Genomic DNA, 14,244 nt, shown 5'->3' with positions numbered 1-14,244 from the left:
CTTCTCCCCGACAAATTGGGGTTTGTTAGTCATTCTGACCACCACCGAGCATGCGGCGGAGCTCTGCGAGGCTGTCGGCCATCTGTCTATTCAGGTCATCAAGATCATTCAGAATTTCCTCGGTGGGCGGATACTCAACGCGCTCGTAAACAGTTTCGACGTACTTGTTGAAGCTGAAGTCATAGCCGTTCTCCACAATTTCGCTCTTGGGCACGAGAAAGCTCTTCTCAGTGCGATCGCGATCGCGCTCGGCATCGAGGTTCGCCCAACGCGCGAGGATGTCGGGAATATCATCGTGCTTCTCGTCGGGATCACGCTTATCATCAAGCGTGAAGCCATCGCCCTCCATGTTGTAAAGCCACACGTCATCAGTGCCACCATCATCGGTCTTCGTAAACACGAGAATGGCGGTGCTCACCCCAGAGTAGGGCTTGAACACGCCGCTCGGCATGTATATCACGGCCTCGAGTTTCTGGTTCTCCACAAGCTCGCGACGCAGCTGCTCATACGCCTTAGAGTTGCTGCGGAACAACACGCCATTAGGCACGATGCAGGCGCAACGACCACCCATCTTGAGCATACGAAGGAACAGCGCCACGAAAAGAAGCTCTGTCTGCTTGGAGTCCACAATGGTCCGCAGGCTCTTATCGATGTCCTCCACGTCAACCGAACCAGTGAACGGCGGGTTGGCCAATACCACGTCGTACTTGCCCGAGACGGTGTTGTTCTTGGAAATGCTATCCAAATAGCGTATGTCGGGCGCCTCGACGCCGTGGAGCATGAGGTTCATGGTTGATATGCGCAGCATGGTCTGATCGATCTCGAAGCCGGAGAATTGCGCCACGGCCCCATTCGCACCGGCGTAGCAATCCCAGTCCTCGCCGGTCATCTTGCTCTCGTAATTGCTGCGAATATGCTCTGCGACGGAAATGAGAAAACCCGCAGTGCCGCAAGCCGGATCGCAGATGAGCTCGCTCGGCTTGGGATCCACCATGGCCACCATCATATTGCGAATATGCTGCGGCGTGCGGAACTGTCCGTTGGTACCCGCAGTCGAAAGCTTGGACAACATATACTCGTAGAGGTCGCCCAACTCGCCGATATGGTCGTCAAACTCCGAGAGCAACCCTTCGATACCGTCAACCGCCTTCTCAAGCAGCGACGGTTTACCCGCAGGAAACCCAAACGTGGCACTCTCCATCGCCTTGGCGAAGGCGGACTCGTTGCCAAGTTGCTTAATAAAGGGGAAAGCGAACTCGTTCACAACGCGATACATTTCCTGCGCGGGCTTATCCTTAAAGCGACTCCAACGCAGCTGGTCGCCAGGTATCTCCGCACCGTAGACGTTTCGGAACGATTCTGGGAAGATGTGCTTCTGATTAACGCCAAGCAACTGCTCCATCTTCTCAGCTTCGAGTTCTTTTTCGTCGAGCGAGCGCATGAACATAAGATAGGTCAGCTGGCTTATGACTTCGATGGGGTTAGTGATGCCGCCTTCCCACATCTTCTGCCAAATAGCGTCAACCTTGCTCTTGGTTGCTCCTGTGATCATGAAACTGCTGACCTTTCTTCGCAAGCTCTTCAATCATATATATGTGCACGGAGGCACTTCGGATCATCCCATAAAGAGACGGTGCGACCTATGCCGCATCGCGAAGCATGACGGGTATTCCGAGCGTTATCGAAACCTTTTCCGTCCGCGGGGCGATTACGAACTTTGATCCCGCAATCAGGGATCGATACGGCTCGAATGCGCACCTCAAAACCATTCGGAATGCAATACGGATGCATTAATGTCATTATATTCCAGCAGAGGACAAAAACGCGCTATATAGCAGACGGGTGTATAGCCACGGCCCGTCGTCCAGCAGGAAGCGCGGCATGACCGACGCCCGCAAACAACACGCGCCCGGGCGGCGCGCGCAACAACCGCAACCAACCCTATCCTGCCAACCAAACCCCAGGAGGATTAATGCCCGCTGAATTGCTACAGACCGGAGCAACAGAGTTCCGTACCCCGTTGGGAGCGTTTCGCATCACAGGGCCGCACGGGCCCGTGCCTTTCACGGTCTCGCGGCGTCCCGTGCCGGATTTCCATAAGGGCGCGCTCGAGCAGTACTATTCTCTCAGAATCAGCCTTGACGAGCTGATTGCAGGCGAAGCGTACGTGGTCGAGTTCGACGGCCCCGACCTTGCATACGCGGACTCCGACGAGTTCGGCCAGTTAAACGAGGTGATCGCGAGCGGCATCACGGTCGGCATCTCCGGGTTCAACCCGAACGAGCAGAAAATCACGTGGCCCAAAGGCCCCTCGCCGGACCTCAAGGGCTACCACATCATCTGGGACGACCCGCGCGAGGGATGGTTCACCATCGTAAAATGCCAAGACACGGGCGCCTACGATCACGCAAGCATCAACATCGGCTGGCTACCCACCGACCAAGACCACGGCGACGAGCTTGCGCTCGCGCTGTTCTACTAGCCCCAAAAGGTTTCCCCCGACGACGACGCATGGCACCGCTCGGGAAGCGCACGTTCCCCCACCGCTGGACGTTCCCCTACAAAAAAATCCCCCGGCGGCGCCACACGGCACCGCCGGGGGAAACCCTACAGCATGCAACCCTTACCCCGCGTCAACCCGGGGCGCCCTTACTCGCCGTCCTCGTATACTACGTTGCCGGCGCAGATGGTGAACTTCACCTTCCCGTAAAGGTCCTCGTCCGCAAACGGGGTGTTCGCCGCCTTCGAGACGAACTTCGGGCCCACGTGCCAGCGTTCGCCTTCGTTGAAGATCACCAGGTCGGCGTCGGCGCCTTCCGCGATCGCGCCCTTGTCCAGGTTGTAGAGCTTTGCCGGGTTCAGGCTCATCTTCTCGATCAGCTGCATGACCGTCAGATGCCCCTTGCGCACAAGGTTCGTGATGCCCAGGGCAAGCGCGGTCTCCAGCCCGATGATGCCGCTGGGCGCCTCAGCGAACAGCTTGGCCTTCTCCTTGGCGGAATGCGGCGCGTGGTCGGTGGCGATGATATCGATCGCTCCGTCCTTCAGGCCCTCGATGATGGCGTAGCGGTCCGCCTGCGTTCGCAGCGGCGGGTTCATCTTCGCCATCGTGCCCTTCTCCAGCACAGCGTCCTCGGTCAGCGAGAAATGGTGCGGCGTGGCCTCGGCCGTCACGTGCGCGCCCATCTCCTTCGCCAGGCGCACCAGCTGCACGGAGTTCGCCGAGCTGATGTGCTGGATGTTCACCCGCGCTCCCGTGTGCAGCGCCAGCATGCAGTCGCGCGCCACCAGCACGTCCTCGGCCAGCGCCGGCGCGCCGCCCAGCCCCAGCGCCTTCGACACCGCGCCCTGGTTCACGCCCGGCGACTCGATGAACGCGCGGTCCTCCTCGTGGAACGAAAGCGGCAGGTCGAGCTTCGCCGCGCGCTCCATGGCACACTTGACCAGGGCCTCGTCCATCAGCGGGATGCCATCATCGGTGAAGCCCGCGGCCCCGTGGGCGGCAAGCTCCTCCATGTCCACCAGCTCGCGCCCCTGCATGCCGCGGCTGATGGTCGCGCACGTCAACACGTTGATGCCGCAACGCGCCCCGCGCTCGAGCACGTAGCCGAGCGTCTCCACGTTGTCCACGGGCGGCTTCGTGTTCGCCATGCACACCACGCTGGTGAACCCGCCGGCCGCGGCTGACGCGGCGCCGCTTTCGATGTCCTCCTTGTACGTGAAGCCCGGGTCGCGGAAGTGCACGTGCACGTCGACCAGGCCCGGAGCCACCACGCACCCCTTCGCCTCGATGATGCGCTCGTAGTCCTCCGAGCGCTGGTACTTGCCGATCTTCGCTATCTTGCCGCCGTCTATCACCAGGTCGAGCACATCGTCGATGCCGCGCGCAGGGTCGATGACGCGGCCGTCTTTCACCAGGATCATAGCGCCTCTTCCTTCAAATGCTCGTACATCACCATCGCGCCGTCGAGGATCGATTCGATGGTGGCGAACTCCTTCTTGTTATGGCTGATGCCCTTCACGCACGGGATGAACACCATGCCCGTGTCGCAGATGTGCGCGAACGACATGGCGTCGTGACCTGCGCCGCTGATCATCAGACGATGCGGGATGCGCAGGCGTTTCGCCGCGTCGAGCAGCTTCTGCTGCGTCTCGGACGACATCTCGATAGGCGGGATGTCGGAGGTTTTCTCGCGGAAGTACTTGAGGCGGCGCTTCTCGCAGATGCGCGTGCACGCGGCCTTCAGGCGCGCCTCCATGCGGTCGAGGCTGGCCACGTCGATGCCGCGCATGTCGATGCCCAGCTCCACCTCGCCGGGGATGACGTTGAGCGCGTTGGGGTGGTTCGTTATGACGCCCACCGTGGCCACGGACTGGTGCATGGCCTCGGATTTGCCGATCTCCTCGACCTCCAGGATGATCTCGGCCGCCGCCGCGAGCGCGTCGGAGCGCATGCCCATGGGCGTAGCGCCCGAATGCTCCGCGTTGCCGTGCACGTGCACCTTGAAGCGGCGCGGGCCGGCGATGGTGCTCACGATGCCTACGGCTTCGCCGTATTCCTCCAGGACCTTGCCCTGCTCGATGTGCAGCTCAAGGTACTCGCGGATACCCTGGATGCGGTCGGGCGTCAGGCTGTAGCCCTTGCGATCGAACACCTCGTGGAGCGTCTCGCCCTGCTTGTTCACGGCCTCGCCCACGTCGTGCTTGTAGATCTCCTTGGTGATAAGGCCGCTGCCGATGGTGCTCCTGCCGAAGTTGCTGGACTCCTCGCAGCGCATGGCGCCCACGCGGATGGGCAGGTCGAGACCGTCGCGTTCGGCCCACCCCATCACCAGCAGCCCGGTGATGATGCCCGCGACGCCATCGTAGCGCCCGCCTTCGATCACCGAGTCCAGGTGCGAGCCGACCAGCCAATAGGGTTCGTCCATGCTGTACTGCGGACGGTACAGGTAGGTGTTGCCCACCTGGTCGGCGAAGTGGCCGTAGCCCTTCTCCTCGCCGAGCGCGCACAGGGCCCGGTGCATCTCGTCCTCCACCTCGGTGTAGCCGAGCCGGGTCACGCCGCCCGACTCGCAGCTGCCGATGCCGTAAAACCGGTCGAAAAGGTATTCTGCATACTCAACGTCTTCGATAGCGTGCCGCATAGCTTCTCCTTTCTCATACCGGCATGGTAGCCTAACGCGCCGGGGCAGCCTGCGACCACCACCGAAACCGCACGTCACGGGCACGAAATCGGGATTTGCGGAGCGCATTGGGCACGCACAGCGGGCGCTTTCCCCGCTGTTGTATTTCGGGAACGTAAAATCTGCAACAAACCCTTGCAAATAATCAATAGGAGAGTATTTTCATTGAAAGTTTAACCACTTGCGGAATAGGATGGAAATCACTATGCCACACAAAGAAAAAGCTTCCGAGATGAAGCACTACGCCGGCAAAGCCGTGTTCTCCGCGGCCATCGGCCACGCGCTCGACGGTCTGGACCTCATGATCTTGAGCTTCGCGCTCTCCGGCATCATCGCCACCTTCGGCGTTGACAACGCCACCGCCGGCTCGCTCACGTCCATCACGCTGGCGGGCGCCTTCCTAGGCGGCCTGGTCTTCGGCACGCTGGCCGACAAGCTCGGCCGCATCAGGGTGCTCACCTACTCCGTCATCTTCTTCGGCGTGTTCACCCTGTGCTCGGCTTTCGCTCCCAACTTCGAGCTGATGGCGCTGTTCCGCTTCCTGGCGGGCCTGGGCATCGGCGCCGAGTTCGGCCTGGGTATGGCCATCGCCTCCGAGGTTTCCAGCCCCGCTAACCGCGCGAAGGCCACTTCCGCCGTCGGCCTGGGCTTCCAGGTCGGCGTGCTGGTAGCCTCGCTGGCGTCCGCGCCCATCATCGCCGCGTTCGGCTGGCGCGGCCTGTTCGTGGTCGGCGTCGTGCCCGCCATCGTCGCCATCATCATCCGCGCGTTCGTTCCCGAGCCGCCCATCTTCGAGGAGCACAAGGCCTCCGGCAAAAAGCACGGCAACCTGGCCAGCCTGTTCAACTCGCCCACGCGCATCAAGTACTCTGTGATCATCATCATCCTGTGCACCGTGCAGAACGCCGGCTACTTCGGCATCATGACCTGGCTGCCAAAGTACCTCAACGGCGAGCTGGGCCTGAGCCTGACCTCCACCGGCATGTGGACCGCCGTCACCGTCATCGGCATGATGATCGGCATCTCGGTGTTCGGCTGGCTGGCCGACAAGGCCGGCCGTCGCCCCGCGTTCTGGACCTTCCAGATCGGCGCCGCCGTCATGATCATCATCTACAGCCAGCTGACCAACCCCACGGCGCTGCTGTTCGGCGGCTTCTTCATGGGCATGTTCGCTAACGGCATGATCGGCGGCTACGGCACGCTGATCGCCGAGCTGTTCCCCACCGAGGTGCGTGGCACCGCGCAGACCGCGCTGTACAACGCCGGCCGCTTCATCGGCGGCGCGTCGGCCCCGGTGGTCATCCCGATCATCGCCGCCGGCCACGGCTTCGGCTTCGCCATCGGCTGCGTCGCCTGCATCTACGTGGTCGCGTTCATCGCCATGTTCTTCCTGCCCGAGAAGAAGGGCTCCGACCTGGAGTAACGGGCTGCAAAGCGAGATAGCGCGCCAAGTGCGCCGTCTCGCTCCAACCGCGTTTTCAAGCTCGCAAAGGCGCCGTCTCGATTGAGGCGGCGCCTTTTCTCGTTTCGGCTGGGGTTTTCCGATGTTGCTGCCAAAAAGTGCGCGAGTGCGAGTCCCACCAAAAGTCGAACCGAACGACCCGCATCCACCACGTTCGCCATGGTCGCCACGGTCGCGGTGCCAAGACCCCCCAGCGCCCCACCGACACAACCGCGCTGACGACGATCGGGCATCAAAAAAAGCCCCTGCGCAGCACACGCAGGGGCTTTCAGCTACCTGTTTAAGAAAGCGGTGGGTTACAGACGAACCACGTTGCTTGCCTGGAGCTTGCCGTTCTGACCAGTGGTCACGTCGAAGGAAACAGCCTGGCCCTCGTCGAGGGTCTTGAAGCCGTCCATCTTGATCTCAGAGAAGTGCACGAACAGGTCCTCGCCGTCGTTCTGAGAGATGAAGCCGTAACCCTTCTCGGGGTTAAACCACTTAACAGTACCTTCCGCCATTTTAAATCCTCTTTTCTCTCCCGCGCTATCGCACGGGGGTAACACTGCGCGTTGCATGGCGGCAACACTCGCCCTCACCTCGAGAGCACGCGTTCCATCATACGCTAACAGCCAAGGAAAACGTCCGGGAAATCTGGCAGGGTGGGAAGATTTAACGTTGGGGTGTCGATGCGGCCGCAAATGACGGCCGAGCGACCCGCCAAGACCGAAACCATAGCCTTTTCATAGGGGCTGCCTGCCGGCGCGCAACCAGCCGGACGATCCGCTGCCGACGCTATCGCGCGCGGAGCTCCCAAAACGCTACGGCGCTGGCGGCGGCGACGTTGAGGCTGTCCACGCCGTGTGCCATGGGGATCTTCACGGTGTAGTCGCTGGCGGCGATGGTCGAGGGGTGCAGGCCCGCCCCCTCGGTGCCGAGCACCATGGCCAGGCGCTCGCATGCGGCAAGCTGCGGGTCGCCCAGCGCAAGCGACCGGTCCTCGAGCGCAAGCGCCGCCACCTTGAACCCCGCCGCATGCAGCAGCGGGATGCCCTCGGCAGCCCAGTCGCGCTGCGTGCCGATGCGCGTCCACGGCACCTGCAGCACCGTTCCTTGGCTCGTGCGGCTGGCGCGGCGGAACAGCGGATCGTGGCACGAAGGCGTGACCAGCACGGCGTCGACGCCGAACGCATGCGCCGCGCGGAATGCGCTGCCGATGTTGGCGTAGTTGCCCACGTCCTCAAGGACGGCCACGCGGCGGGCTTCGGCAAGCAGCTGCGCAGGATCGGACAGCGCGGGGCGCTCGAAGGCGGCCACGGGACCACGCACGATTTTATAGCCGGTGATCTGGGAGAACAGTGCATCGGGCACGCACAGCGCCGGGCATCCGGGATTATGCGCGAGCAGCTGGCGAGCGAGCGGCGCGGCGTCATCGGCCCAGGACTCGCTTACTAGAAAGGAACGCGGACGGGCGCCGGCCTCGATCGCCGCCGTGATGACCGCACGCGACTCCGCCATGAACAAGCCTGCGGGCGCGTCGGGCCAAACCGCCAGATCGGCATCGCGTACCCGCGCATACGGCGCCAAGCGCGCATCGTTTGCGCAGGTCAGGTGCTCATACAGCATAGTGCTGTCCTTTCTTCGCCCAAGCGCTTGCAGCAAGGGCATCGTGGCGGCTTTAGCGTTGCAGCGGGTTTATCGCTGCAACAAGGTTCGGCTGGCTTGCGCGATTCGCTCGCGCAGTTCGGCGGGATCGTCGCCTCGCAAGGCCGCAAGCTGGGCCAGCGTATCCTCGAGCAGCTCGCGCACGCGGGCGGCGTCCCAAGGCGCGCCTTCTGACGCGGGTTCGTCGGTCTCCAGCAGCAACCGGTCGGCCGGGATGGCCTGCGCATAGGCGCGCCCGCGCTTCGATTCCAGCATGCGCGGGTTCACGCTGAAGTAGCAGCCCATCCGCCGCGCCCGCGTGAGCTGGTCGGACGTGCCGGAAAACCAATGGATGATGCAGGCGTTGCCCGTCATGCCCCCGAACACGCTTGCGCGCTCGAGCTCATCAAGCACCTGGTCAACCGCACGAACCGCATGCACCGACAGCACCTTGTTCCCCGTACGGGCGCACGCATGAGCGATGCACACCAGCGCATCAAGCTGCGCCTTGCGCGTATCGGCATGACGCGGCGATAAGTCCAATCCCACTTCGCCGATGAATCGATTGCGCGCAACAAGACCATACAAACGATCCCAATTAACGAACGAGTCGAATTCGCCGGCCCACCAGGGGTGCAGGCCTGCGCCCACGCGCACGTTGGCGGCATCCGCGAGCGCCACCTGCTGCTCCGCGAACTCCGCGGGCGTCACCGTATTCGAGAACACGCCCACGCCCTGCGCGGCAAGCTCGCGCGCAGCTTGCGCAGAATCCGCGCAAAACCCCAGGTGGCAGTGCATATCAAACAAATCTGGCGACATTCTCCGCATCCTTTACCGTAAGAGCCGGCGCCTTCCCGGGCCTACGCTTCCGGCACTTGGGCGATCTCGCAGAGCACCTTGCCTGCCAGCATCTGCCCGAAGATGGGCGGCATGAACGATGCCGTGCCCAGGTTCGTGCGCTCGCGGCGCTCGGCGCCCTCCACGGCGGGGCGCTTCACCGGCTCCTCGCACGAGTACAGCACGCGCAGGCGACGGATGCCGCGCTTGCGGCACTCCTTGCGCATGACGCGCGCGAGCGGGTCGTTGCGCGTTTCGGAGACGTCGGCGAAACGCAGGCACTCGGGATGCAGCTTGTTGGCGCCGCCCATGCTGGAGATGAGCGGCATCCCCGTGCGGTCAGCATACTCGGCGATGGCCAGTTTTGCGGAAACGGAATCGATGGCGTCGATGAGCATGTCGACTTTCCCCAGGTAACGGTCGAGCAGCGGCGCCACGTCGTCGGCGCGCAGGAACATGTCGAGCGCCTCCACCTGACAATCGGGGTTGATGTCGTGGACCATGTCGCGCACCACTTCGTGCTTTTTGCGCCCGAGCGTGCTGTGGAACGCGATGGCCTGGCGATTGATGTTGGACAGGCCGACGATGTCATGATCGAGGACGATCAGGTGCCCGACGCCGCCGCGCGCCAGCGCCTCCACGCAGTTCGAGCCCACGCCGCCCAGGCCGATGACCATGACGGTGGCGGCCTCCACGCGGTCAAGGCCGGCGCTGGTCATGATGACCTCAAGCTTCTCGGTGGGCGTGCCGCGGCGCGTGCGGACGCGCAACGACTCGGCGATCTCCTCGCGCGTACGCGGCGTAGGTGCCAGAGCACCGGCGGAGGGGGCAAAAGCCCTTGGCGAAGCATCCGCACGCGCGCTCGATGCAGGAGAAGAAGCCTCAGCTGCCAGGGCGCCAACCGCAGAAGCGACGCCCGTCGCCTCGTTCAAAGCCGCGTCGTCTGCAGCGGCTGCATTCTTGCTGTTCTCGTTCTCGGCCATGCCTCCCCTTTCGCGCGCGCCGCAAAAGCGGCGGTTTCGTGTTTCGCGTTCATCCTAGCATCACGGGCGCGCACAGCCCTCCAACAGTGGGCATTATCACGGAAGAAGGGGAAGCGAACGCAAAAGCCCGACGTTCGCACAAGCTCGCAAGTCGGGCGAGCGCAAAAGCGGGGCGGGCGCGTTCGTTGCGCGCCCGCCCCGCTTGCCTGTTACGAAGCTGTGGTGGAGCTTGCGAATCCGCTGGTCGAGGAGCCGGACGAGGAATTGCCCGTGGAGCCCGTGGATCCGCTGGTCGACGAGGAGCTTTCCGTCCCCGTGGATCCGCTCGTCGATGAGCCCGTCGACGAGCCGCCGGAACCGCTGCCGGAACCGCCGGTTTGCGAACCGGACGTGCTGCCGGAGCTGCTGCCGGTGCCGCCGGTGGTGGAACCCGTCGAGCTGCCGGTACCGCTTGCGCTACCCGATTCTGTGCCGCTGGTCGACGACCCGCCGGTGCTGCTGGACCCGGAAGCCGAGCTATCAGGCGACGCCGTGCCATCCTGATGCACGGGCGCGGCGGAATCCTTCGTCGCGGAGCTGTCCTCGCTCTGCGTTGCGGACTGCTGGGACTTGCTGTTCTGCTTGCCCTTCGTCGTGGAGCCGTCGTCGGTTTGCGACGTGGAAGCGCCGGTGAACAGCGGCTCAGTCTTGGTGCCCACGCCTTCGCCCGCCGTCACCAGGTTGATGATGCCCGCGGAGATGGCCACCGCGGCCAGGGCCGACACCACCGACACCGCGATCACGCCGCGCTGCATGCGCCGACGGCGCAGATGCTCGGCGCGGCCGCGAAGCACGCCCGTCTCGCCGCTTTCGCGCAGGTCGCGCACACTGCGGGTGGGGGTTGCGGAAGCAGCCGGGCCGTCGGCCGCGGCATGGTCGCCGGACGCCGGCACGGCACCCATCACGCGAGTCGCGGAAAATCCTTCGCCTGCCGCCGGCATCACGCGGGTTTCGCCCGCGGCTGCGGACAACCCCGCCTCATCGAGCGGGCTCAGCTCGCGCAGCTTGTCGGCGGAAGCCTGCAGAAACTGCTTGTACACCTGCGATGCGACGGTGGACACCACCGAGCCTACCGCCACGCCGATGACCGAGCCGGCGATGCCGATCTTCGACGACAGCAACATCGACGTCACCGCCGCCAACGCGCCGGCGGCCACCTGCGGCACGGACAGCCCCTCGAGCAGCCCGCCCAGCCCCTTGCGCTTGGGAGCCTCATCCGCTTCAGCGACTTCTACCGCCGCAGCTGCGTTCGCGCCGGGAATGCCGTTCGCGCCATTCCCACCGGGCGCGGCGAACGGCGTCGCCACCCGCTGCGTCGGGGCCGGGCGGCCCTGAAGCGGATACGGCGCCTGGGCCGCCCGCGCGGGCCTATCGGCGCGCAAGGGCATTTGCCTCGTTTCGCCTCCCAGCACCGCCTTCGTATCCTTACCCGCGGTTTGCGGGTTTTCCTGCATATGCGCCATGAGCAACCTCCTCATGCTCGCTTTTTACTGAGCGCGACTGGCAATCATCGCGCTCGAACCTTGTATTAAGCTGAAGGCTACGCGCTTCGTCACCGCCCCGATACCCTTTCAGCGAACATTCACCGAAGCGATACCGACCCGTCAAACAACAAGCGCCGAATCCGCAGAAGCAAACCGAGCGAATCCCCGACCAGACGCCCTAGCTTAACGCCCTACGCATACGACACCGACTTCTGGGCGGTTTCAAGCACGATGCCGACTTCCTACTGGCACCGTGGGCGACAATTGCGAAACGCAAAGCAACTTCTGGGCGGTTTCGTAGGCAATGCCGGCCTTTCCGCAAAAGCTGACCTGGGGTTATTCCGAGCACCTGCCGAAATCTGCCCCGAAAACCGCACAGAACTCTAGACCCATGTCAAAATCAGGCCCGTTTTCCTGCAAAACCGTCCAGATCTCCAGGGCTGCGGCAAAAGCCGGGCGACCGCCACCCAAACCCCCCAGAACCCCAGGGCCGCGGCTGAGCCGCCGCCATCGAGAGATCGGCTGCTTGCGCCCGGAAGAACCATGAGCGACCCATCAAAGAATCACGCGAAGGGAACATGGGCGACACCTTGGCGAAGCCGAACACCCGCAGATCAACGCGCAAACATAGCGCTGTAACAAGACCGGGCGGCTCATAGGGAGCCGAACACGTGACCCCACCACGCCGAATCCGCGCAAAACCAAGCGAGGCCGGCACCCCCCGAGGGGATGCCGGCCTCACGTCAAGCCGTTTGCAATCGCGGAATCCCGTAAAGAGAGGCGCTGACTTCCCTCCCGTCATCTGGCGAAACGAAACCGGCAAGCTTTCGCGCGGGGCCAGCCCCGAGACGCCCGGGGCACGGGAGGCATCACCGCCCTTACGTTACCGAATCCCATACGGACACGCCCCAACAAGTCGCCCTATCCGGCCAAATCGCGCCAGGCACCGCGTTCACCGCCGTGCCGCCTTACGTAGCTACCCCCTACTCCGCGATCCCGATGTGGGGTTGGGGCGCGTCGGCCAGGTCGGCGACGGTCACGCCGTCCACGTACTTCTCGATGACCTCGTCAAGGCCCGCCCAGAAGCGCACCGTGGTGCACACGCCGGCGCGATGGCACGGCTCGGGGCCGTCGAGCGCCGCGCAGGTCACCGGCACCGTGGTGCCCTCGACCGCGCGCAGCACGTCGCCCGCCAGGATATCTTGCGGATCGCGCGCCAAGCGGTACCCGCCGCCCTTGCCGCGCACGCTTGCCAACAGGCCCGCCGACACCATGGGGCGGGCGATCTGCTCGAGATATTTCAGGGACAGCTCCTCGTGTTCGGACACTTCGCGAAGCGACACCTTCGCCTCGGGCCCCGCCTGCGCGATGCACACCGCCAAGCGCAACGCATATCGTCCCTTCGATGAGATAAGCACGATTCCCCCTTATCGTTCCAACTACCTTCGCCAAACCACCGAAACGCTTACCGCGAACCACGCGGACCGGTGCCTCGATCGCGCGGGCTCGCAAGGCGAACCTCGCGTGGGCCATGCCCCGCGCTCGCCGAACGCACGCGCGACGCTCGTCGCACGCGCGCTGCGCCCAACACCGCACGCCATGCCGGCGCCTACCCGCTCGCCGCCATGACGACCCCCGGTCATCCGTCGGCTGCTCACATCGTCCGGCGTCGCCCTTGGAACATATAGGTTACACTAGACGTAAAGCATGCGCGTTCGCGCTCATTCCGCGGATTGATCCCTCGCAGCAAGCATTTCGCTTGACAAATCCGCGTGTCACGTTATCTTAATCCTATCAAACGTATATGAATAAGCATAGCCTTATTTATAGGAAATGAGAAGGGGAAGAAGAAGATGGCAGACGAGAACATCCTCCTCAACGTGGCGGGCCTTTCGGCCGCCGTGGATGAGAAGGTCATTCTTCACGACGTCGACCTGACCGTGGGCGCTGGAGAGACCCACGTGCTGATGGGCCCGAACGGCGCCGGCAAATCGACGCTGGGCCACGTGGTCATGGGCGATCCCGAGTACACGGTGACCGGCGGCAAAATCACGTTCAACGGACAGGATATCACAGATCTGTCCACCGATAAACGCTCGCACGCGGGTCTTTTCCTGAGCTTCCAGGCGCCGGTGGAGATCCCCGGCGTGCCCGTCAGCAGCTTCCTGCGCGCAATCTCCGCAGGCCGTCCGGGCGTGGGCGACATGAAGGGCAAGCAGTTCCGCAAGCACGTCAAGGAGCTGGCCGAGGAGCTGAACATGGACCCGGCCTACCTGGACCGCGAGCTGGGCGTGGGCTTTTCCGGCGGCGAGAAGAAGAAGCTCGAGATGCTGCAGCTGCTGCTGCTCGAGCCGAAGCTGGCCTTCCTCGACGAGACCGACTCCGGCCTGGACGTGGACGCGCTGTCCGTCGTCTCGCGCGGCATGGAGGTCTATCGCAAGCGCTGCAACGGCACGCTCGTCATCATCACGCACAACACCCGCATCCTGGAGCATGTGGACGTCAACCGCGTCCACGTCCTGGTCAAGGGCCGCATGACGGCCGAGGGCGACGCGTCCATGATCGCCGACATCGACGAGAACGGCTTCGAGCAGTTCGAGCAGGCCGCGGCCGCATCCGCCGAATAAGGGGCA

General features: G+C 63.7%; 12 protein-coding genes. 3 read left to right on the top strand and 9 right to left on the bottom strand.

Annotated features, from left to right (window positions below; all coding sequences use genetic code 11):
- Positions 1-25 precede the first annotated feature (25 nt).
- Positions 26-1,552 (bottom strand): class I SAM-dependent DNA methyltransferase, encoded by a 1,527-nt coding sequence (locus Q0D52_RS07920; RefSeq protein ID WP_294381727.1) that lies wholly within the window; start codon positions 1,550-1,552, stop codon positions 26-28.
- Between the two features lie 531 nt (positions 1,553-2,083).
- Between Q0D52_RS07920 and Q0D52_RS07915 the strand changes: the two genes are divergently transcribed.
- A complete protein-coding gene (locus tag Q0D52_RS07915; RefSeq protein WP_294381723.1) occupies positions 2,084-2,482 on the top strand; it encodes a hypothetical protein in 399 nt (132 codons plus the stop codon).
- Between the two features lie 167 nt (positions 2,483-2,649).
- Here the strand turns inward: Q0D52_RS07915 and Q0D52_RS07910 are convergent, their stop codons facing one another.
- Positions 2,650-3,924: a dihydroorotase gene (locus Q0D52_RS07910; protein ID WP_294381721.1), complete on the bottom strand. Its 1,275-nt coding sequence runs from the start codon at positions 3,922-3,924 to the stop codon at positions 2,650-2,652.
- On the bottom strand, positions 3,921-5,144 hold the full coding sequence (locus tag Q0D52_RS07905; RefSeq protein WP_294381718.1) for a hydantoinase/carbamoylase family amidase: 1,224 nt from the start codon (positions 5,142-5,144) through the stop codon (positions 3,921-3,923). Before Q0D52_RS07905 ends, Q0D52_RS07910 begins: the two co-directional genes overlap by 4 nt.
- A 244-nt stretch (positions 5,145-5,388) precedes the next feature.
- On the opposite strand from Q0D52_RS07905, the gene Q0D52_RS07900 reads away from it, so the two are divergent.
- Positions 5,389-6,606: an MFS transporter gene (locus Q0D52_RS07900; RefSeq protein ID WP_294381715.1), complete on the top strand. Its 1,218-nt coding sequence runs from the start codon at positions 5,389-5,391 to the stop codon at positions 6,604-6,606.
- A 335-nt stretch (positions 6,607-6,941) separates the two neighbouring features.
- On the opposite strand, the gene Q0D52_RS07895 is transcribed toward Q0D52_RS07900, so the two are convergent.
- The 6 genes from Q0D52_RS07895 to Q0D52_RS07870 all read right to left on the bottom strand — a co-directional run bounded on the left by Q0D52_RS07895 (position 6,942) and on the right by Q0D52_RS07870 (position 13,029).
- Complete coding sequence (locus tag Q0D52_RS07895) at positions 6,942-7,145, bottom strand: cold-shock protein (protein WP_042436473.1); 204 nt, start codon at positions 7,143-7,145, stop codon at positions 6,942-6,944.
- A 274-nt stretch (positions 7,146-7,419) separates the two neighbouring features.
- The gene (locus Q0D52_RS07890; RefSeq protein WP_294381714.1) at positions 7,420-8,250 is read right to left on the bottom strand and encodes an RNA methyltransferase; all 831 of its coding nucleotides are present in this window, start codon (positions 8,248-8,250) and stop codon (positions 7,420-7,422) included.
- A gap of 69 nt (positions 8,251-8,319) precedes the next feature.
- Positions 8,320-9,087, bottom strand: coding sequence for a TatD family hydrolase (locus Q0D52_RS07885; protein ID WP_294381712.1), 768 nt, complete (start codon positions 9,085-9,087; stop codon positions 8,320-8,322).
- Between the two features lie 41 nt (positions 9,088-9,128).
- Entirely contained in the window at positions 9,129-10,088 is a 960-nt protein-coding gene (locus Q0D52_RS07880; protein WP_294381709.1) for a tRNA threonylcarbamoyladenosine dehydratase, read from the bottom strand.
- 209 nt (positions 10,089-10,297) lie between these two features.
- Positions 10,298-11,590 (bottom strand): hypothetical protein, encoded by a 1,293-nt coding sequence (locus Q0D52_RS07875; RefSeq protein WP_294381706.1) that lies wholly within the window; start codon positions 11,588-11,590, stop codon positions 10,298-10,300.
- Positions 11,591-12,594: 1,004 nt separating this feature from the next.
- A complete protein-coding gene (locus Q0D52_RS07870; RefSeq protein ID WP_294381703.1) occupies positions 12,595-13,029 on the bottom strand; it encodes an Rrf2 family transcriptional regulator in 435 nt (144 codons plus the stop codon).
- Positions 13,030-13,464: 435 nt separating this feature from the next.
- Here Q0D52_RS07870 and sufC point away from each other — a divergent pair, with 435 nt between their 5' ends.
- Complete coding sequence (gene sufC / locus Q0D52_RS07865) at positions 13,465-14,238, top strand: Fe-S cluster assembly ATPase SufC (RefSeq protein ID WP_294381701.1); 774 nt, start codon at positions 13,465-13,467, stop codon at positions 14,236-14,238.
- Positions 14,239-14,244: the final 6 nt, after the last annotated feature.

It is taken from the genome of uncultured Senegalimassilia sp., assembly GCF_934630535.1.
Classification (GTDB): domain Bacteria; phylum Actinomycetota; class Coriobacteriia; order Coriobacteriales; family Eggerthellaceae; genus Senegalimassilia.
This window is presented reverse-complemented; position numbering and strand designations above follow the sequence as displayed.

Bases quoted from the DNA above. Each gene is read 5' to 3' on its own strand.
- Q0D52_RS07920 (WP_294381727.1), bottom strand. From the start codon at position 1,552: ATGATCACAGGAGCAACCAAGAGCAAGGTTGACGCTATTTGGCAGAAG.
- Q0D52_RS07910 (WP_294381721.1), bottom strand. From the start codon at position 3,924: ATGATCCTGGTGAAAGACGGCCGCGTCATCGACCCTGCGCGCGGCATC.
- Q0D52_RS07905 (WP_294381718.1), bottom strand. From the start codon at position 5,144: ATGCGGCACGCTATCGAAGACGTTGAGTATGCAGAATACCTTTTCGAC.
- Q0D52_RS07900 (WP_294381715.1), top strand. From the start codon at position 5,389: ATGCCACACAAAGAAAAAGCTTCCGAGATGAAGCACTACGCCGGCAAA.
- Q0D52_RS07895 (WP_042436473.1), bottom strand. From the start codon at position 7,145: ATGGCGGAAGGTACTGTTAAGTGGTTTAACCCCGAGAAGGGTTACGGC.
- Q0D52_RS07890 (WP_294381714.1), bottom strand. From the start codon at position 8,250: ATGCTGTATGAGCACCTGACCTGCGCAAACGATGCGCGCTTGGCGCCG.
- Q0D52_RS07885 (WP_294381712.1), bottom strand. From the start codon at position 9,087: ATGTCGCCAGATTTGTTTGATATGCACTGCCACCTGGGGTTTTGCGCG.
- Q0D52_RS07880 (WP_294381709.1), bottom strand. From the start codon at position 10,088: ATGGCCGAGAACGAGAACAGCAAGAATGCAGCCGCTGCAGACGACGCG.
- Q0D52_RS07875 (WP_294381706.1), bottom strand. From the start codon at position 11,590: ATGGCGCATATGCAGGAAAACCCGCAAACCGCGGGTAAGGATACGAAG.
- sufC (WP_294381701.1), top strand. From the start codon at position 13,465: ATGGCAGACGAGAACATCCTCCTCAACGTGGCGGGCCTTTCGGCCGCC.